Origin of the sequence: Rubellimicrobium thermophilum DSM 16684 (assembly GCF_000442315.1) — a bacterium.
GTDB classification, from domain to species: Bacteria; Pseudomonadota; Alphaproteobacteria; order Rhodobacterales; family Rhodobacteraceae; genus Rubellimicrobium; species Rubellimicrobium thermophilum.
On sequence record NZ_KE557325.1, the window covers coordinates 68902 to 87829 of the forward strand.

General features: G+C 69.8%; 11 protein-coding genes, 1 tRNA gene and 1 pseudogene. 9 read left to right on the top strand and 4 right to left on the bottom strand.

Annotated elements, in window-relative coordinates:
- Positions 1-101: 101 nt before the first annotated feature.
- On the bottom strand, positions 102-596 hold the full coding sequence (locus tag RUTHE_RS14575; RefSeq protein ID WP_021099251.1) for a bactofilin family protein: 495 nt from the start codon (positions 594-596) through the stop codon (positions 102-104).
- Positions 586-1884 (bottom strand): M23 family metallopeptidase, encoded by a 1299-nt coding sequence (locus RUTHE_RS14580; RefSeq protein ID WP_021099252.1) that lies wholly within the window; start codon positions 1882-1884, stop codon positions 586-588. The genes RUTHE_RS14575 and RUTHE_RS14580 overlap by 11 nt, the downstream gene beginning before the upstream one ends.
- 463 nt (positions 1885-2347) lie before the next feature.
- Between RUTHE_RS14580 and RUTHE_RS15680 the strand changes: the two genes are divergently transcribed.
- The 7 genes and pseudogenes from RUTHE_RS15680 to uvrA all read left to right on the top strand — a co-directional run bounded on the left by RUTHE_RS15680 (position 2348) and on the right by uvrA (position 13079).
- Entirely contained in the window at positions 2348-2911 is a 564-nt protein-coding gene (locus RUTHE_RS15680) for an Uncharacterized protein involved in outer membrane biogenesis (RefSeq protein WP_021099253.1), read from the top strand.
- The gene (locus RUTHE_RS16555) at positions 2908-4212 is read left to right on the top strand and encodes a hypothetical protein (protein WP_051150490.1); all 1305 of its coding nucleotides are present in this window, start codon (positions 2908-2910) and stop codon (positions 4210-4212) included. The genes RUTHE_RS15680 and RUTHE_RS16555 overlap by 4 nt, the downstream gene beginning before the upstream one ends.
- Positions 4101-5636, top strand: a complete 1536-nt coding sequence (locus RUTHE_RS15690) for an AsmA-like C-terminal region-containing protein (RefSeq protein WP_051150491.1) — start codon at positions 4101-4103, stop codon at positions 5634-5636. Before RUTHE_RS16555 ends, RUTHE_RS15690 begins: the two co-directional genes overlap by 112 nt.
- Positions 5637-5657: 21 nt before the next feature.
- Complete coding sequence (gene queA, locus RUTHE_RS14590) at positions 5658-6707, top strand: tRNA preQ1(34) S-adenosylmethionine ribosyltransferase-isomerase QueA (RefSeq protein WP_021099256.1); 1050 nt, start codon at positions 5658-5660, stop codon at positions 6705-6707.
- Positions 6708-6787: 80 nt separating this feature from the next.
- Positions 6788-8650 carry a DUF924 family protein gene (locus tag RUTHE_RS18460; RefSeq protein ID WP_021099257.1) on the top strand — a complete coding sequence of 621 codons (1863 nt, stop codon included), beginning with the start codon at positions 6788-6790 and terminating at the stop codon, positions 8648-8650.
- 63 nt (positions 8651-8713) lie between these two features.
- Positions 8714-10106: pseudogene (gene lpdA, locus RUTHE_RS14605) on the top strand (dihydrolipoyl dehydrogenase).
- Between the two features lie 108 nt (positions 10107-10214).
- On the top strand, positions 10215-13079 hold the full coding sequence (uvrA, locus tag RUTHE_RS14610) for an excinuclease ABC subunit UvrA (protein ID WP_021099260.1): 2865 nt from the start codon (positions 10215-10217) through the stop codon (positions 13077-13079).
- Between the two features lie 64 nt (positions 13080-13143).
- On the opposite strand, the gene RUTHE_RS14615 is transcribed toward uvrA, so the two are convergent.
- Entirely contained in the window at positions 13144-13773 is a 630-nt protein-coding gene (locus RUTHE_RS14615; RefSeq protein ID WP_021099261.1) for a hypothetical protein, read from the bottom strand.
- 201 nt (positions 13774-13974) lie between these two features.
- Between RUTHE_RS14615 and RUTHE_RS14620 the strand changes: the two genes are divergently transcribed.
- Positions 13975-14051 (top strand) — tRNA-Pro (locus RUTHE_RS14620).
- Between the two features lie 550 nt (positions 14052-14601).
- Positions 14602-18210 carry a vitamin B12-dependent ribonucleotide reductase gene (locus tag RUTHE_RS14625; RefSeq protein WP_021099262.1) on the top strand — a complete coding sequence of 1203 codons (3609 nt, stop codon included), beginning with the start codon at positions 14602-14604 and terminating at the stop codon, positions 18208-18210.
- A gap of 205 nt (positions 18211-18415) precedes the next feature.
- Here RUTHE_RS14625 and RUTHE_RS14630 read toward each other — a convergent pair whose 3' ends face one another.
- Positions 18416-18919, bottom strand: coding sequence for a regulatory protein RecX (locus tag RUTHE_RS14630; protein ID WP_021099263.1), 504 nt, complete (start codon positions 18917-18919; stop codon positions 18416-18418).
- Between the last annotated feature and the right edge of the window lie 9 nt (positions 18920-18928).

Below are 18928 nucleotides of genomic sequence, written 5' to 3' on the forward strand. Positions count from 1 at the left end.
CCCGCTGCCCACCGGGCATCGCCCGGCCCATCCGCTGCGCCGATGCGGACACGAAAAAGGGGCGCCGGGCGCCCCTTTCCCACAGCATCCCCGGATAGCCTTCAGCCCTGGCTGTCGGCGGGGGGGATCGTGGGCTTGGGCAGGACCTTGGTCGCCGCATTGAGCGGATCGTCCTGCCGCTGGACGGAGCCTTCGAAATGGGCGCCCGATTCGATGGCGATGGTCTTGTGGATGATGTCGCCTTCGACGCGGGCGGTCGCCGTCAGACGGACCTTGAGGCCCCGCACACGCCCGACGATGCGCCCATGGATGACGACGTCATCGGCCATCAGTTCGCCGCGGACAGTGGCCCCTTCGCCGACGGTCAGCAGATGGGCACGGATATCCCCCTCTACCTGGCCGTCGATCTGCAGATCCCCCGTGGTCTTGATGTTGCCCTTGATCTGCAGATCCGAGGAGAGGATCGAGGCAGGGGGCTTCGCCTTGGGGGGCTGGGGCCGGTAGTCGGCGGCGGGGGCAGCGCCCGGCGGCGGGGGCACGGGTTGCGGCGGCTGGGCCGCCGGCCCGGGCTCGTTGATCTTGGACTTAGAAAACATCGTCGCCTGCTCTGATATAGATCATGGGGTTGATGGGCTGGCCTCCCACCCTGATCTCGTAGTGGAGATGGGGCCCGGTGGATCGTCCGGAGTTGCCCATATCACCGATGCGCTCTCCGCGCGAGACCCTTTGGCCGACCTCGACCCGGATCGCATTGAGATGGGCATAGCGCGTCTCGATCCCGAAATCGTGCCGGATGCGAACGAGGCGACCATAGCCCGATTCCCAGCCGGCGAAGACCACCACGCCATCGGCCGTGGCATAGACCGGCGTTCCGACGGGGCCGGCCATGTCGACACCTTCATGCATCCGGCCCCAGCGCGTTCCGAAACCCGATGTCCAGCGGAAACTGTCCTGAAGGGGCAGCGCGAAGGGCACCCGCTCGACGGCGATGCGGTAGAGATTGAGCTGATCGAGCTGATCGAGGATGCGGTTGGCGCGCATCGTGCCGTCATCGATCCCGGCGGGGCCCATGGTGGAATAGGCGATCGGCGTCAGCGGCCCCCCGGTTCCGGAATAGCCGCGGCGCACCTCCTCGATGATGCGGTCGGGATCGAGACCCGCGGTGCGGAACAGATTGTCCAGCGGTTCGACGGAGATCTGCATCGCCTCTTCGAGCTGGCGGAAGATCTCGTCGTTGCGTTCCTCCATCAGGCGCAGTTCGAGGTCGAGATCCCCCGCAAGGCGCGTGGCCTCTTCGGCCATGGAGGCATGGCGGTCGCGATCGGCGGCGGTATCGGCCAGCGCGTCGGTCACGAAATCGAGCGCATCGGCCAGCTCGGAGGTTGCGGCACCGGGTTCATCGGCGGTCATCGCGGCGAGCCTGGTCTGCGCGTCCTCGCGCTCGGCCACGGCGCGGCGCAGCGTGTCCTGGACCACGGCGAGCGAGGTGGACAGCTCGCGCGCCCGCTCTTCGGCGGCGAGCAGTTCGCTCTGCATGGCCGAGACCTGAGCCAGGGCGGCGGCAAAGCGTTCCCGCGCGCTGGCGGCCTCGGCGGCATAGGCATCGCGTTCGGCGGCCATGGCCAGAAGGCGGTCCTCGTAGACGGCCTGGTCGCGTTCGGCCTGGGCGCGGAAATTGCCGGCGCCGATCGAATCCATCAGCACGATGGCCGTGGCGACGATGGTCCAGCCCAGCGTGAGGGCGGACACCGTCCAGAAGGCGATCTGGGTGCCCGGCCGCAGACGGATGAAGCGGGTGTGGTCATCGGACCGGATGAACAGACGCCTCTCGGGGAAGCGACGTTCGAGTGCCGCATGGACGCGCTGCGCCAGTCGTGAGGTCAATGCTCCGCCCCGTTGCTGTCCCAGGCCCTTGCCGGCCTTCCGATGGCAGAAGGGGGTAGCGGGCCGGCCGGCAGGCCGCAACGATTTTAGGGATCCCTGTCAGGGCCGGCGGAGGAGAATTGCCGCCGCTTGGCAGGAATCTGCCGATCAGGACGGCCAGGTGGAACCGGTGCGCGCCGGTCCCGCATCTGTGAGCCGGGACGGCCTTGACCCGGCGCGCCTCTGACGGCGGGGACAGGCATCGGCGGGTCCCGAAGCTGCGGGAGCGAAGCGAGTCGCGGATCGGCGGTCTTGCCGGCGGGGTCGCGTGGCGGAGCGGCGACTCGGGCAGGCGGGTCCGGGGGTGCGGCGCGCGTCGCGCTTGGGCTCCGGCCGGAGCGGGGCGATGATGAAAGCCGCAAGAGGCGTGCGGGCAGGCATGGAACAGACGGGCAGGACAGCCGTAGCGGCAGGACGGGGAGACATGCGCGACCCTGGCGCATTCCCCGCGTCCGGGCCGCCGCCCCGGCAGCGGAAGGCGGGGCGGCGCCTGGCCGCCGCGACGCTCGGGGCGCTGCTGCTGCTGATCCTGCTGCTGCCGGCGCCGCTGTGGCTGATCGGGCGCGAGATCGCCGCCCCCCCTTGGCTGCGCGAGCGGGTGGAACAGGCCGCCGCGGCGAGCCTGGGCGAGGATGCGCTGCGCTTCGGCGCCCTGCGGCTGGAGATCGGCCGCGACCTGCATCCGCGGATCCGCCTCCTTGATGTCAGCCTGAGCGACGGGGCAGGGCGCGTCCTGGCCCGCGTGCCGGAGCTGGCCGTCACGCTGTCGCCCCGCGGCCTGATCCTCGACCGCCGCCTTCTGGTGCAGCAGATCGCGCTGCGCGGGGCGGTCCTGTCGCTCCGGCGCGGGCGGGACGGGCAGCTGGATCTGGCCTTCGGGGGCGATGAGGACAGCGCCCCCGCCTGGACCGGAGCCACGCTTCTGGCGCTGCCCGAACGGTTCGAGGCCCTGTTCGATCGCCCGCCCTCGCGGCGCTGCAAGGGGTGAGGGTCGAGGGCCTCGTGGTCAATTACGAGGATGCGCGGGCCGGGCGGAGCTGGACGCTCGACGGGGGGATGCTGGCGCTCGACCTCACGGGGGGCGAGACAAAGCTGACGGGCGAGGTCGCGCTGCTGTCGGGCCGGGCCTATGCCAGCCGCGCCCGTCTTGTCTATGAAAGCCCGCGCGGCAGCCCTGCGGCGCGCATCGGCCTGACCATGATCGATGTGGCGGCGACGGATGTGGCCAGCCAGTCCCCGGCCCTGGCCTGGCTCGGCGTTGTCGATGCCCCCCTCTCCCTGTCGCTGCGGGCCGAGGTGGACGCGAACGGCGCCCTGGGGCCGGTGGGCCTTGCCCTCAAGATGGCGGCCGGGGCGTTGCGGCCCGATCCGGCCGCCCCGCCCGTGGGCTTCGATCTGGCGCGCGCCTATCTGTCCTGGAACCCGGAGGACCAGACGCTCCGCTTCGACCGGGTGGAGGTCCGCAGCGATTGGGGGTCGGTCAGGGGCGAGGGGCAGGCCGCGCTGCAGGACATCGTCAACGGTCTGCCGCGCAGTCTCATCGGCCAGTTCACCCTGCGCCAGATCGTGATCGACCCGCCGGGCCTTTATCCCGAGCCGCTGCGCTGGGATCAGGCCGGCGCCCAGTTCCGGCTGCGGCTGCAGCCCTTTGCCCTCGAGGTCGCGCAGGCGGATGTCGCGCTCGGCGGGGACGAAGGGCTGACGCTGTCGGGCCGGGTGCGGACGCCGGATGGCGGCTGGGAGGTGGCGCTGGATGCACGCGCCGGCCGTCTTGGGCGCGACCGCATCCTGGCGCTCTGGCCGCAGGGATGGCGCCCCGGCCTGCGCGCCTGGCTGGAGACCAACCTGCTGGAAGGGGCGCTCCGGGGGCTGGCGGCCTCGCTCCGGCTGTCGGAGGGGCAGAGGCCCCAATTCGCCGTCACGTCGCGCTTCGAGGGGACAAGCCTGCGTCCCCTTCCCTCCCATCCGCCGATCGAACAGGCCTCGGGGCTGCTGAGCTGGGACGAGGCAGGCCTTGCGGTCTCGCTCGATGCCGGCACGCTCTGGCCCGCGCAGGGCGGCGCGCTGAGGTTGGACGGTTCCGCCCTGGTGATCCCCCCGCCGGAGCAGACGCCGGCGCCCCGCCGCCGGCGCGGCTGCATCTGCGGGCGGAAGGCGCCATCGAGGCGGCGCTGTCGGTGCTCGACGTGCCGGCCTGGCGCTTCCTCAGCCGGGCCGGTCTGCCCGTGGCGCTGGCCGAGGGGCAGGCAAGGCTGGCCGGCACGGTGGATCTGCGCCTGGGGCGGATGAGGCCGGGCGATCTGCGCTACGACCTGCAGGGTCTGCTGACCGGGGTGCAGAGCGACAGGCTGGTGCCGGGGCGCCGGCTCGAGGCGGAGCATCTGACCCTGGCGGCGACCGAAGCGGGGATCGAGATCGCCGGGACGGCCCGGCTGGATGGTGCCGAGGCCACGGGCACATGGCGGATGGCCCATGCCGATCGCGGCGCCTCGCGCCTTGAGGCCGATGTCGCGGTCAGCCCCCCGACGCTGGCCGCCCTGGGCATCGCCCTGCCCGAGGGCATGCTGCGGGGGGCGGGCAGCGGGCGGCTTCTCCTGGATCTGCGGCCGGGGCAGCCTCCGGCCTTTTCCTTCCGCTCGACGCTCGAGGGGCTTGCGCTGGCCGTGCCGCAGATCGGCTGGTCCAAGGCCGCGGCGCAGAGGGGCACCCTCGTCCTCGAGGGACGGCTGGGTCGCTCCCCCGTGGTGGAGCGTCTCGCCCTCGATGCGCCGGGGCTTTCGGCGCAAGGATCGCTGCGGATCGGCGCCACGGGGGGGCTCGAGCGGCTCGATCTCGACCGGCTGCAGGTGGGGGACTGGCTCGACGCGCCCGTCTCGCTCCTTGGCCCGGGAATGGCGGTCGAGCTGCGGGGGGGGACGCTCGACCTGGCCCATGCGCAGCTGGGCAGCGGCGGCGGCGGGCGCGGCGGCGGCGGGCCGATCACGGGACGGCTCGACCGCGTGCAGGTGACAGGGGGACTGGCGCTGACCGATGTGACGGCGGTGCTGAATACGGCGCAGGGACTGGAGGGCCGCTTTGCCGGGCAGGTGAATGGCGGGCCGGCCGTGACGGGGCGGCTGGCGCCGCAGGGCGGGCGCGTGGGCGCGCGGGTGCAGGGATCGGATGCCGGCGCGGTGCTGCGGGCGGCGGGCTTCTTCGCGGGGGCGGAGGGGGGCACGCTCGATCTGCTGCTTCTGCCGGCGGGATCGCAGGCCTGGAAGGCGGAGCTGTTCCTGCGATCCCTGCGCGTGCGCGAGGCGCCGGCACTGGCGCATCTGCTCAATGCCGTCTCCGTGGTGGGACTGCTGCAGCAGCTCGGCGGTCCCGGCATCCTCTTCGACGAGGTGCAGGGCGAGTTCCGCATCGATCCCGGCCGCGTGACGGTGCAGCGATCAAGCGCCGTGGGCGCGGGGCTGGGGCTTTCCGTGGAAGGAAGCTACGATCTGACGACAGGACGGATGGAGCTGCGGGGTGTGCTTTCGCCCTTCTACCTCGTCAACGGGATCGGTGCGCTGCTGACGCGGCGCGGGGAGGGGCTGTTCGGTTTCGACTTCACGCTCGAGGGGCCGCCAGAGGCCCCCAGCGTGGCGATCAACCCGCTGTCGGCGCTGACACCGGGCTTCCTGCGGGAAATCTTCCGCGCCCCGCCCCCGCCTGAGTGGACGCGCGCATGACGGCAGGATAGCGGAGCTGGCATGAAACTGTCCGATTTCGACTTCGACCTGCCCGACGGGCTGATCGCCACGCGGCCTGCGCGGCCGCGATCCTCGGCGCGGCTTCTCGTGGCAACGCCGGACGAGCTGCTCGACCGGCGGGTCTGGGATCTGCCGGGGCTGCTGCGGCCCGGCGATCTGCTGGTGCTCAATGACACCAAGGTGATCCCGGCGCGGCTGCGCGGGCTGCGGCGGCGGGGAGAGGCGGCGGCGCGGATCGAGGCGACGCTGCTGTCCGACCGCGGCGGGGGGCTGTGGATGGCGCTGGTCAGGCCCCTGCGCAAGCTGCGGGAGGGCGAGGTCATCGATTTCGGCGAAGGGCTGTCGGCGACTTTCGAAGGGGTGGAGGAGGGGCAGGCAAGGCTGCGCTTCGCCCTCTCTCCTGACGCCTTCGCCGAGGCGCTGGCGCGGGCGGGGTCCATGCCTCTGCCCCCCTACATCGAGGCGCTGCGCCCCGCCGACGAGGCGGACCGCGAGGATTACCAGACGGTCTGGGCTGCGCGCGAAGGGGCGGTGGCGGCACCCACGGCCTCGCTCCATTTCGATGCCGATCTGCTGCGGTCGCTCGAGGCGGCGGGTATCGGTTTCGTCCATGTCACGCTGCATGTCGGGGCAGGGACCTTCCTGCCGGTCAAGGTGGACGACATCCGCGATCACCGCATGCATGCCGAATGGGGCGAGGTCACGGAGGCGGCGGCGGCGATCATCCGGGCCGCAAGGGCAGAGGGACGGCGCGTGATCGCGGTGGGCACCACCGCGATGCGCCTGCTCGAGACGGCCGCGCGCGCGGGCCGGGGTGAGGTCGTACCCTGGCAGGGCGAGACCGACATCTTCATCACCCCCGGCTTCGACTTCCGGGCCTGCGACGGGCTGATGACGAATTTCCACCTGCCCAGATCGACGCTGATGATGCTGGTCTCGGCCTTTCTGGGTATCGACCGCATCCGCGAGGTCTATGATCATGCCATCCGGGAGGGGTATCGCTTCTTCTCTTATGGCGATGCCTCGCTGCTGTTGCCGGGAGGGCGCTGAGCGATGCAGCCTGTCGCGGGTGGACGGCCGGTCCCTGAAGGGAGGATGCAGGCTGGACGGACAGGGGGAGGGGGTGGGCGATGATTCAGGTTCTCGGCAGCGCCTGGGCGCTGCTTCTGGGCATCTATCTGCTGATGATCGGCAATGGTCTGCAGGGCACGCTGCTGGGGCTGCGGGCGCAGGCGGAAGGCTTTGCCACGCTCGAGATCAGCGTGGTGATGTCGGCCTATTTCGTCGGTTTCCTCTTCGCCTCGCGGCTGGCGCCGGTCCTCATCCAGCGGGTCGGGCATGTGCGGGTCTTCTCGGCGCTGGGATCGATGATCTCGGCCATCCTGATCCTCTATCCGCTGCTGCCCGAGCCCTGGGCCTGGGCGCTGGGCCGCGTGGTGATCGGCTTCTGCTATTGCGGGGTCTACATCACCGCCGAATCCTGGCTCAACAACGCCGCCTCCAACGAGAACCGCGGCAAGGCGCTGTCGCTCTACATGGTCGTGCAGATGGGCGGGATCGTCACGGCGCAGTGGCTGATCACGCAGGGCGACGTGATGGGCTTTGCCGTGTTCATCATCCCGTCGGTGCTCGTCTCGCTGTCCTTCGCCCCCGTGCTGCTTTCGGTCACGCAGACCGCGCCCGCCTTCGAGAACACCCGCCCGCTGTCGATGCAGCGCCTGCTGCGCGCCTCGCCACTTGCCTGCATGGGCATGTTCCTGCTGGGATCGGTCTTTGCCGCGCAGTTCGGCATGTCGGCCGTCTATGGCACCCGCGCCGGCCTGACCGAGGGGCAGATCGCGCTGATGGTCTCGCTCGCCTACACGGCGGCGATGCTGGCGCAGTATCCCATCGGGTTCCTGTCGGACAGGATGGACCGGCGGCTGCTGATCCTCATCCTGGCCGCCCTGGGAGGCGGGGTGGCGGCCGGGGCCGTGCTGTTTCCCGGATCGGTCTGGGTGGCCCTTCTCGCGGCGGCGGTGGTGGGAGGAACCTCCAATCCGCTCTATGCCCTGCTCATCGCCTATGCCAATGATTATCTCGACAGCAGCGACATGGCCGGGGCCTCGGCCGGGCTGCTGCTGATCAACGGCCTTGGCGCCATTGCCGGGCCGTTCCTGGTGGGGGGCGTGATGGATGCAATCGGCGCCTCGGGCTTCTGGGGGATCATCGGAATCCTGATGATCCTGCTGGCCCTCTATGCCCTGTTGCGGATGCGCGCCGCACCCGACAAGCCCATCGTCGGCGAAAAGACGCAATTCGCCCCCCATCCCCGCCGCCGCCACGCCCGTCGCTGCCACGCCCGACATCCCCACAGCCGAAGGACGACCCGCATGACCCCGGCCCGGACCGGCCCCGACGCTCTCCTGCCCTCGGCGCAGGACATCCTCGACTTCTGGCTGCACGAGGCCGGCGAGGCGAAATGGTATGCGCAGGACGAGGTCCTGGATGCCGCGATCCGGGCACGCTTCGAGCCGCTCTGGACCCATGCGATGGAGGGAGGGCTCGGCCTCTGGCTCACCTCGCCCGAGGAGGCGCTGGCCTATCTGATCCTGACCGATCAGTTCCCCCGCAACATGTTCCGCGGCCATGCCGATGCCTTTGCCTCGGACCCGCTGGCCCGGGCGGCCGCCAAGGCCGCGATCGCCCGCGGCTGGGACCGACGCATCCCGCCGCCCGCGCGCCAGTTCTTCTACCTGCCGCTCATGCACAGCGAGAACCTGAACGATCAGGACCGCTGCGTGCGTCTGGTGATGACGGGCATGCCGGATGGCGGCGGGGACATGCTGCTGCACGCGCTGGCCCATCGCGAGCAGATCCGCCGCTTCGGCCGCTTTCCGGGGCGCAACGCCGCGCTGGGCCGCGCCAGCACGCCGCAGGAGCAGGCCTTCCTTGCCGAAGGGGGGCAATACGGCCTCTACAAGCGCATCCGGGCCGAACGCATCAGCAGCTGATTGCTGGCGCCGGGGCGCATCGCGGGCTATCTCGGAGCTCAGGCTCACGGGAAGGAGAGGCGCATGGCAGCGCAGGACTTCGACATGATCGTGATCGGCGCAGGGCCGGGAGGCTATGTCTGCGCCATCCGGGGGGCGCAGCTCGGCCTGAAGGTCGCGGTGGTGGAACGCGAGCATCTGGGCGGCATCTGCCTCAACTGGGGCTGCATCCCGACCAAGGCGCTGCTGCGTTCGGCCGAGGTCTTCCACCTGATGAAACGGGCAAAGGATTTCGGGCTGAAGGCCGACGCCGTGTCCTTCGACTTCGATGCGGTGGTGAAGCGTTCCCGCGCGGTCGCCCGGCAGCTTGCCGGGGGCGTCGGGCATCTGCTGAAGAAGAACAAGGTCACGGTCGTGATGGGCGAGGCGCGTCTGGCCGGCAAGGGGCGCGTTGCCGTGAAGGGAGAGAAGGGCGAGCAGGAGCTCGCCGCGCCGGCCATCGTCATCGCCACCGGCGCCCGCGCGCGCGAGCTGCCGGGGATGGAGCCCGATGGCGATCTGATCTGGACCTATCGCCATGCCCTTCAGCCGCCGCGGATGCCGAAGGATCTGCTGGTGATCGGTTCGGGCGCCATCGGGATCGAGTTCGCGTCCTTCTTCAATGCGCTGGGGGCGAAGGTGACGGTGGCCGAGGCGGTCGATCGCATCCTGCCCGTGGAGGATGCCGAGATCTCCGCCTTTGCCAGGAAGCAGTTCGCCAGGCAGGGGATGACGCTGATCGAGGGGGCGAAGGTCACGCTGGCCAAGGGCAAGGGCCATGTGACGGCCCGGATCGAGGCCGGCGGCAAGACCGAGGAGAAGGTCTTCGATACCGTCATCTCGGCCGTGGGCATCGTCGGCAATGTCGAGGGGATCGGTCTCGAGGAGGCCGGCGTCCGGGTCGAGCGGACCCATGTCGTCACGGACGCATACTGCCGCACGGGGGGTCGAGGGGCTGTGGGCCATCGGCGATGTGGCGGGGCCGCCCTGGCTGGCCCACAAGGCGAGCCATGAGGGCATCATGGTCGCCGAGATGATCGCCGGGCGCGAGGTCCACCCCCTGAAGCCGGGCAGCATCCCCGGATGCACCTACAGCCATCCGCAGGTGGCCTCGGTCGGCCTGACCGAGGCGCGGGCGAAGGAGCTGGGCCATGAGGTGCGCGTCGGCCGCTTCCCCTTCATCGGCAACGGCAAGGCCATCGCCCTGGGCGAGCCCGAGGGGATGATCAAGACCGTCTTCGATGCGAAGACCGGCGAGCTTCTGGGGGCGCATATGGTGGGCCCCGAGGTCACGGAGATGATCCAGGGCTATGTCGTGGCCCGCACGTTGGAGACGACCGAGGCCGAGCTGATCGAGACCGTCTTTCCCCATCCGACGATCAGCGAGGCCATGCATGAGGCGGTGCTCGACGCCTTCGGACGGGCTATCCATTTCTGAGGGCGGGGCGCGCGGCATGACGCCGCGCGTTCCTGTTCCGTTCGACAATCCGCTTTCCTCCGGCCTGCGTTTCCGCTAGGGAGACTCGTCATCCCGGAGGCGCGGAGAATGCCCGAGCAGAAGGTCATCGAGGTTCGCGGCGCGCGCGAGCACAATCTCAGGAACATCGATCTCGACATCCCGCGCGACAGGCTCGTGGTCATCACCGGCCTGTCCGGTTCGGGCAAGTCGTCGCTGGCCTTCGACACGATCTATGCCGAGGGGCAGCGCCGCTATGTCGAATCGCTGTCGGCCTATGCGCGCCAGTTCCTCGACATGATGGAAAAGCCGGATGTGGACCGGATCACGGGCCTGTCCCCGGCCATCTCCATCGAACAGAAGACGACCTCGAAGAATCCCCGCTCCACCGTCGGCACGGTGACGGAGATCTACGACTATCTGCGTCTGCTCTTCGCGCGGGCGGGCACGGCCTTCAGCCCCGCGACCGGTCTGCCCATCGAGGCCCAGCAGGTGCAGGACATGGTGGACCGCGTGATGGCCCTGCCCGAAGGGACGCGGGGCTATCTGCTGGCCCCCATCGTGCGCGACCGCAAGGGGGAATACCGCAAGGAGCTTCTGGAGCTGCGCAAGCAGGGCTTCCAGCGGGTGCGGATCGACGGCCAGTTCCACGAGATCGAGGAGGCCCCCGCGCTCGACCGGAAGCTGCGGCACGACATCGATGTGGTGGTGGACCGGATCGTGGTGCGGCCCGGACTCGAGACGCGTCTGGCCGACAGTTTCCGCACGGCGCTCGATCTGGCCGACGGGATCGCGGTGCTGGAGACCGCCCCGCCGGAGGGCAAGCCCGAGCGGATCACCTTCAGCGAGAAATTCGCCTGTCCCGTCAGTGGCTTCACGATCCCGGAGATCGAGCCGCGGCTGTTCTCCTTCAATGCGCCCTATGGCGCCTGTCCGGCCTGTGGCGGGCTGGGGGCAGAGATGTTCTTTGACGAACGTCTCATCGTGCCGGATGTGACGCGCAGGCTTTCTCAGGGGGCCATCGCCCCCTGGGCGCGCGCGAAGTCGCCCTATTCGGCCCAGACCATCGAGGCTCTGGCCGCGCATTACGGCTTTGACCCCAATGCCTGCTGGCGCGACCTTCCGGAGGCGGCGCGGGAGGCGCTGATGCACGGCTCGAAGGGCGAGGAGATCCTCTTCCGCTATGACGAGGGCGGGCGGGTCCATCAGGTCCGCCGTCCCTTCGAGGGGGTGATCCCCAATCTGGAACGGCGCTGGAAGGAGACGGACAGCGCCTGGCTGCGCGAGGAGCTCGAGCAGTATCGCAACGAACGGCCCTGCCATGCCTGCGGCGGTCACCGCCTCCGCCCCGAGGCGCTGGCCGTGAAGATCGCCGGGCTGCATATCGGCGAGGTGGTGCAGATGTCGATCCGCGCCGCCCATGACTGGGTGCGGACGGTGCCCGCCGCCCTCTCCGGGCAGAAGAACGAGATCGCCCGTCCCATCCTCAAGGAGATCCGCGAAAGGCTGGGTTTCCTCAACAATGTGGGTCTCGACTATCTGACGCTGGCGCGCAATGCCGGCACTCTCTCGGGGGGAGAGAGCCAGCGCATCCGCCTGGCCTCGCAGATCGGATCGGGGCTGACGGGGGTGCTCTATGTTCTGGACGAGCCCTCGATCGGCCTGCATCAGCGCGACAACGACCGGCTGCTCGAGACGCTGCGCAATCTGCGCGATCAGGGCAACACGGTGATCGTGGTCGAGCATGACGAGGATGCGATCCGCACGGCCGACTACGTCTTCGACATCGGTCCCGGCGCGGGGGTCCATGGCGGACAGGTCGTCGCCCAGGGAACCCCGGCCGAGATCGCGGAGAATCCCGCCTCGCTGACGGGGGATTACCTTTCAGGCCGACGCGCCATTCCCGTCCCGGCCGCGCGGCGCGAGGGCAACGGCAGGACGCTGCGCGTGGTCAATGCGACGGGCAACAACCTCAAGGGGGTCACCGCCGAGTTCCCGCTGGGGCGCTTCATCTGTGTCACGGGCGTGTCGGGCGGCGGCAAGTCCACCCTCACCATCGAGACGCTCTACAAGACTGCGGCGGTGGCGCTGAACGGCGCGCGCGAGACGCCCGCCCCCTGCGACACGATCGAGGGCTTCGAGCATCTCGACAAGGTCATCGACATCGACCAGCGCCCCATCGGCCGCACCCCGCGGTCCAACCCGGCCACCTATGTCGGCGCCTTCACCCCCATCCGCGACTGGTTCGCCGGTCTGCCCGAGGCGCAGGCCCGCGGCTACAAGCCGGGGCGCTTCAGCTTCAACGTCAAGGGGGGGCGCTGCGAGGCCTGCCAGGGCGATGGCGTCATCCGCATCGAGATGCATTTCCTGCCCGATGTCTATGTCACCTGCGAAACCTGCAAGGGCAAGCGCTACAACCGCGAGACGCTCGAGGTGAAGTTCAAGGGCCGGAGCATCGCGGACGTGCTCGACATGACCATCGAGGATGCGCAGGAGTTCTTCCGCGCCGTCCCCGCGATCCGCGAGAAGATGGATGCGCTGATGCGCGTGGGCCTAGGCTATGTGAAGGTCGGCCAGCAGGCCACCACCCTGTCGGGCGGAGAGGCGCAGCGCGTCAAGCTCGCCCGCGAGTTGTCGCGGCGCAGCACCGGGCGCACCCTCTATATCCTCGACGAGCCGACGACGGGCCTGCATTTCGAGGATGTGCGCAAGCTGCTCGAGGTGCTGCACGAGCTGGTGGATCAGGGCAATACCGTTGTGGTCATCGAGCACAACCTCGATGTCGTGAAGACGGCCGACTGGGTGATCGATATCGGCCCCGAGGGCGGCGAGGGGGGCGGGCGGATCGTCGTCGCCGGCACGCCCGAAGAGGTGGCCGCCCATCCCGGAAGCCATACCGGGCGCTATCTGGCCCCGCTGCTCGAGGCGGCGCGGCGGCGGGTGGCCGCGGAATAGGGCCGCGGGGCGCTGGGCCCCTGCCAGGCTCCGGGGAGGGGCGGCCGGGATGGCGGGCAGCGGATCAGTCCGACCCTGCGGCGGCGCCGGAGGGCAGGGGGCGATCGAAGAGCCCGGTGATGTCCACGATCGTCGGCTCTGGGACGGATGCGGCAGCCGGCGGTGGCGGCGGGATCGGCAGGGGCTCGGCATCCGCCGGACCGGTCATGGCCCGGGCCGCTGCCTCGACCCAGGCGGGCCGCGCCGGGATGCGGGCGATGGCGAGGGTCGCCGGCGCAAGGCCGGAGGGCGCCGGATCAGGGGCCGGATCAGGGACGGCGGCGGGTTCGGTCCCGGCTTCCCGGTGCTGCTGAAGCAGGGCCAGGCCCAGCAGCGCACCGATCAGGGCGACGGCCCGTTCGGCCTCGCGCTGCTCCCGTTCCCCCCGCACGAGATGCAGGGTTCCCCTGCCGCTGTCCCCGCCCCTGTCCCGCACAGCCTGCCGTCCGGTCTGCTGTCCCGGCGGCAGGCAGGCCGGATCGTGCCGCGCCAGTCCCGGCGGGCACCCGCCCTGAGCCGCCAGGCGGGCGACGACCGACGGCCCCCCATGGCCATGCCCGGGATGGCCATGCCCGGGCTGGGCCGCCCCCGCGGCCGGGACGACGGCGAGCAGGATCGGCAGGATCGCCGGCAAGCCTTTGCGGAGGCAGGTCATGGCAGGCTCCCTTGATGGGGTGCGGTGCCGGTCAGCTTCGGCATCCGGCTGCGGAACGTCCAGCCGGGGCGGCCTGTTCCCCCGGCAGATGGCGGAGCCCTGCCGGCCCTCTGCCAGTGTTCCGGCGGCCCTCTGCCGGTGGTTCTCCGGCCGGTGCCCATCTTCCCAAGAGGGCGGGCTTGTCCTACAAGGCCCGGAGGCCGGGGCGTAGCGCAGTCTGGTAGCGCATCTGCTTTGGGAGCAGAGGGCCGGGAGTTCGAATCTCTCCGCCCCGACCATCCTTCCCCCTCCTTTTTTCCGTCGCCCTCCCTGCCGCGGCTCTGCCGGTTGCCGGGGCCGGTTCCCTGGTCGCACCGGCGGCGGCCTGCCCGCCTGCGCGGGGGGGCTGGCGCGTCTTCCGCGGGGGGGGCGGGGGGCTCCGGTCCGGCCCTGTCGCGGGGCGATTCGCCTCCGGTCATCCACAGGAGCGGCGGCGCGGACGGGGAAGACGGCGGCAGGGCAGCGATCCGCCGGCCCCCCGCAGGGCGTGCGAGGCAGTGGCTGTGGATCGCTCGGGGGATGAATGACGGGACGAATCCGGGGATCGATCCCCCGCCGGGACGGCGCCGGAATCAACCCGCCCGGGGATTTGTCCACAGAAAACTTTGCGATTGCCTTGGAACCGAAGACCCATCAGACTGTGTTCCTGCAATTGGCAGATACAATATCTGGTGGTCGGTGGCGGCCAGCACCGGGTGGATGGTCCGGCGGATCCTGCCGGCGACCATCCGGTCGGAGAAGGCCCGGCGTCCCATCGCCCCGGATGCGGCAGGGCAAGGAGGATGAGGCATGAAGATCGCGCGCAGGTTCACCAGGGAAGGTCGCGACGCCTATGAGGGCATCCCCTTCCGCACCACCACCTCGGAGATCCGGAACCCCGACGGCACCGTCGTTTTCCGGCTCGATGAGCTCGAGGTGCCCGAATCCTGGTCGCAGGTCGCGGCCGATGTGATCGCGCAGAAATACTTCCGCAAGGCGGGAGTCCCCTCGGCGCGTCAGCGCGTGCCCGAAGAGGGCGTGCCCGAATTCCTGTGGCGTTCCGTGCCGGCCGAGGGCGCGACGATGGGCGGCGAGACCAGCGCGCGGCAGGTCTTTGACCGGCTGGCCGGGGCCTGGGCCTACTGGGGCTGGAAGGGCGGCTATTTCACCGACGAATCCGATGCCCGCGCCTATTATGACGAGATGCGGCACATGCTGGCCCGGCAGATGGGTGCGCCCAACAGCCCGCAATGGTTCAATACCGGCCTGCACTGGGCCTATGGCATCGATGGACCGGCGCAGGGCCACTACTATGTGGATTACCGGACGGGCGAGCTTGTCCGCTCGACCTCGGCCTATGAACATCCCCAGCCGCATGCCTGTTTCATCCAGTCCGTCCAGGACGACCTCGTGAACGAGGGCGGCATCATGGACCTCTGGGTGCGCGAGGCGCGGCTGTTCAAGTACGGCTCGGGCACCGGCACCAACTTCTCCAGCCTGCGCGGCGAGGGAGAGAAGCTGTCGGGCGGGGGGCGTTCCTCCGGCCTGATGGGGTTCCTGCGCATCGGCGACCGGGCGGCCGGCGCGATCAAGTCGGGCGGCACGACGCGGCGGGCGGCCAAGATGGTCATCGTGGATGCCGATCACCCCGACATCGAGGAATTCATCAACTGGAAGGTGGTCGAGGAACAGAAGGTTGCCAGCCTCGTCGCCGGATCGAAGATGCATGAGAAGCGCCTCAATGCCATCTTCAAGGCGATCCGCGACTGGGATGGCGAGGCTGCGGCCGCCCATGACCCGGCCCGCAACGCCGCCCTGAAGGCCGCCATCCGCGAGGCGAAGAGATCCGCCATCCCCGAGACCTATATCAAGCGCGTGCTCGACTATGCGCGGCAGGGATTCACGTCCATCGAGTTTCCCACCTATGACACCGACTGGGATTCGGAGGCCTATGCGACCGTCTCGGGGCAGAATTCCAACAACTCGATCCGTGTCACCGACGCCTTCCTGCGCGCGGTGGAACAGGACGGGGACTGGCATCTGCTCGCCCGCCGCGACGGCCGCGTGACCAAGACGCTGCGGGCGCGGGACCTGTGGAACCAGATCGGCCATGCCGCCTGGGCCTGCGCCGATCCCGGCATCCAGTTCCACGACACCATCAATGCCTGGCATACCTGCCCGGCCGACGGGCCGATCCGGGGATCCAACCCCTGCTCGGAATACATGTTCCTCGACGATACGGCCTGCAACCTCGCCTCGCTGAACCTGCTGCGCTTCTTCGACGGAGACCGGTTCCTCGCCGAGGACTACATCCATGCGGTGCGGCTCTGGACGCTGACGCTCGAGATCAGCGTGCTGATGGCGCAGTTTCCTTCGAAGGAGATCGCGCAGCTTTCGCATGATTTCCGCACGCTGGGCCTGGGTTATGCCAATATCGGCGGGCTGTTGATGAACATGGGCCTGCCCTACGATTCCCCGGAGGGGCGCGCGCTCTGCGGGGCGCTGACCGCCATCATGACCGGCGTCGCCTATGCCACCTCGGCCGAGATGGCCGGCGAGCTCGGCCCCTTTGCCGGTTATGCGCGCAACCGCGAGCACATGCTCCGCGTGATCCGCAACCATCGGCGCGCGGCGCATGGCCAGACCGGGGGCTATGAGGGCCTGGCCATCCTGCCCGTGCCGCTCGACCATGCCCATTGCCCGGATCCGCGCCTGTCCGAGCTGGCCATGCAGGTCTGGGACGAGGCCCTGTCCCAGGGCGAGGCGCATGGCTTTCGCAATGCGCAGGCCACCGTCATCGCCCCGACCGGGACGATTGGCCTGGTCATGGACTGCGACACCACCGGCATCGAGCCCGACTTTGCCCTGGTGAAGTTCAAGAAGCTCGCCGGCGGGGGCTATTTCAAGATCATCAACCAGTCCGTCCCGGCGGCCCTGCGCAAGCTCGGCTACACCGAGGCGCAGATCGAGGAGATCGTCGCCTATGCCGTGGGCCATCGCAGCCTGGCGAATGCGCCGGGGGTCAATCATACGGCGCTGATCGGCCATGGCTTCGGTCCGGCCGAGATCGCCAAGATCGAGGCCGCCCTGCCGCAGGCCTTCGACATCCGCTTCGTCTTCAACCAGTGGACCCTGGGCGAGGATTTCTGCGCCGGCACCCTGGGCATCCCGCGCGAGAAGCTCAACGACCCGGCCTTCGACCTGCTGCGGCATCTGGGCTTTACCAAGGCGCAGATCGAAGCCGCCAACGATCATGTCTGCGGGACCATGACGCTCGAGGGGGCGCCGCATCTGAAGCCCGAGCATCTGCCTGTCTTCGACTGCGCCAATCCCTGCGGGCGCAAGGGGCGGCGCTTCCTGTCGGTCGAGAGCCACATCACCATGATGGCCGCCGCGCAGAGCTTCATCTCGGGCGCGATCTCCAAGACGATCAACATGCCCAATTCGGCCACGATCGAGGACTGCCTGAATGCCTACAAGCTGTCCTGGAGCCTGGGCGTGAAGGCCAATGCCCTCTATCGCGACGGCTCCAAGCTCTCCCAGCCGCTGGCGGCCGCCCTGATCGACGGCGACGAGGAGGCGGAGGAGACGCTGGCTGCCGGCACGCCCCCGGAGAAGGCCGCGGCCCTGGCCGAACGGGTCGTCGAGAAGATCGTGGTGCGCGAGGTCCGCTCGCGCGAGCGCGAACGGATGCCGGCCCGGCGCAAGGGCTATACCCAGAAGGCCATCGTCGGCGGGCACAAGGTCTATCTGCGCACCGGCGAATACGAGGATGGACGCCTGGGCGAGATCTTCATCGACATGCACAAGGAAGGCGCCGGCTTCCGTGCGATGATGAACAACTTTGCCATCGCCGTCTCTGTCGGCCTGCAATACGGCGTGCCGCTGGAAGAGTTCGTGGATGCCTTCACCTTCACCCGCTTCGAGCCCTCCGGGCCGGTGCAGGGCAATGATTCGATCAAGAACGCGACATCCATCCTCGACTACATCTTCCGCGAGCTGGCGATCTCCTACCTCGACCGCACGGATCTCGCGCATGTCGCCCCCAAGGGGCCCAGCTTCGACGAGCTGGGCGGGGGAGAGAGCGAGCGCAATGTCACGGCCTCTGGCGATGTCGCGACCAGCCGCTCCATCGAGGTGCTCAAGCAGATCAGCTCCACCGGCTATCTGCGCAAGCGCCTGCCGCAGGACCTGGCGCTGCTGAATGGCGGCTGGGGCTTGGCCGAGGGAGGCATCGCCCCCCTGCATGGCGGGGCAAGCGCCACCGCCGTCGCCGCAACCCAGATCAGCGCGCGCGACAAGGCCCGCATCCAGGGCTACGAAGGAGACCCCTGCGGCGAATGCGGCAACTACACGCTGGTGCGCAACGGCACCTGCATGAAGTGCAACACCTGCGGCAGCACGACGGGCTGTTCCTGACGGCCCGCCCCCCGGCGGGGCGGACGGATGGCAATGGGGGGCGGCGGGCACGAACCGGACTCCTCTGCGGGCAGTGACGCGCAGAGGATGGCCCGGAGAGGGTTAACACCTCGTTACAGCACCGCGCGCTCCGGGGCCGATTCGCGCAACACCCCCCCCGATGGGTCTGGACGGGTCTGACCCTTCTGACCCTCGTGCGCGAGGGTCAGCCCTCCTCCTCGGGCTCGCGGCCCAGCAGGGCGCGGATGATGTCCGCATCGAAGCCGGCGCGGGCCATCGCGGCCGCCTCGCGCGACCAGAGGCGGGCACGGGCAGCGCGGTCCTCCGGCAGGGGGGCGCCACGCCAGGGGCCGATGCGGCGGCGGCGGGCAAAGGCCTCGGCTGCTTCGGTCTCGGCCGCGCGCAGGGGATCTTCGGCATCGGGGGCGATCTCGCGCGCGGCGGCCTCGATCGCCGCGCGGGCGGTGGCCCCCTCCACCCCCCTGGCGCCCAGATCGCGCAGGATACGCCGCGCCCCGCGCCCCCGCCCCAGCGCCGCGCGCGCCTTCAGCCCGGCAAAGCGCGCATCGGCCACAAGGCCTGCCTGTTCGAGCCGCGCGAGCTCGGCCTCGATCAGCGGCAGGGTGGCGTCGCGCTCGGCCTCGGCCTGATCGGGGGGAAGGGCGGCCAGGCGGCGGCGCAGGCGGCGCAGGAGGGAGGCCCGGAGCATCGCGACGCT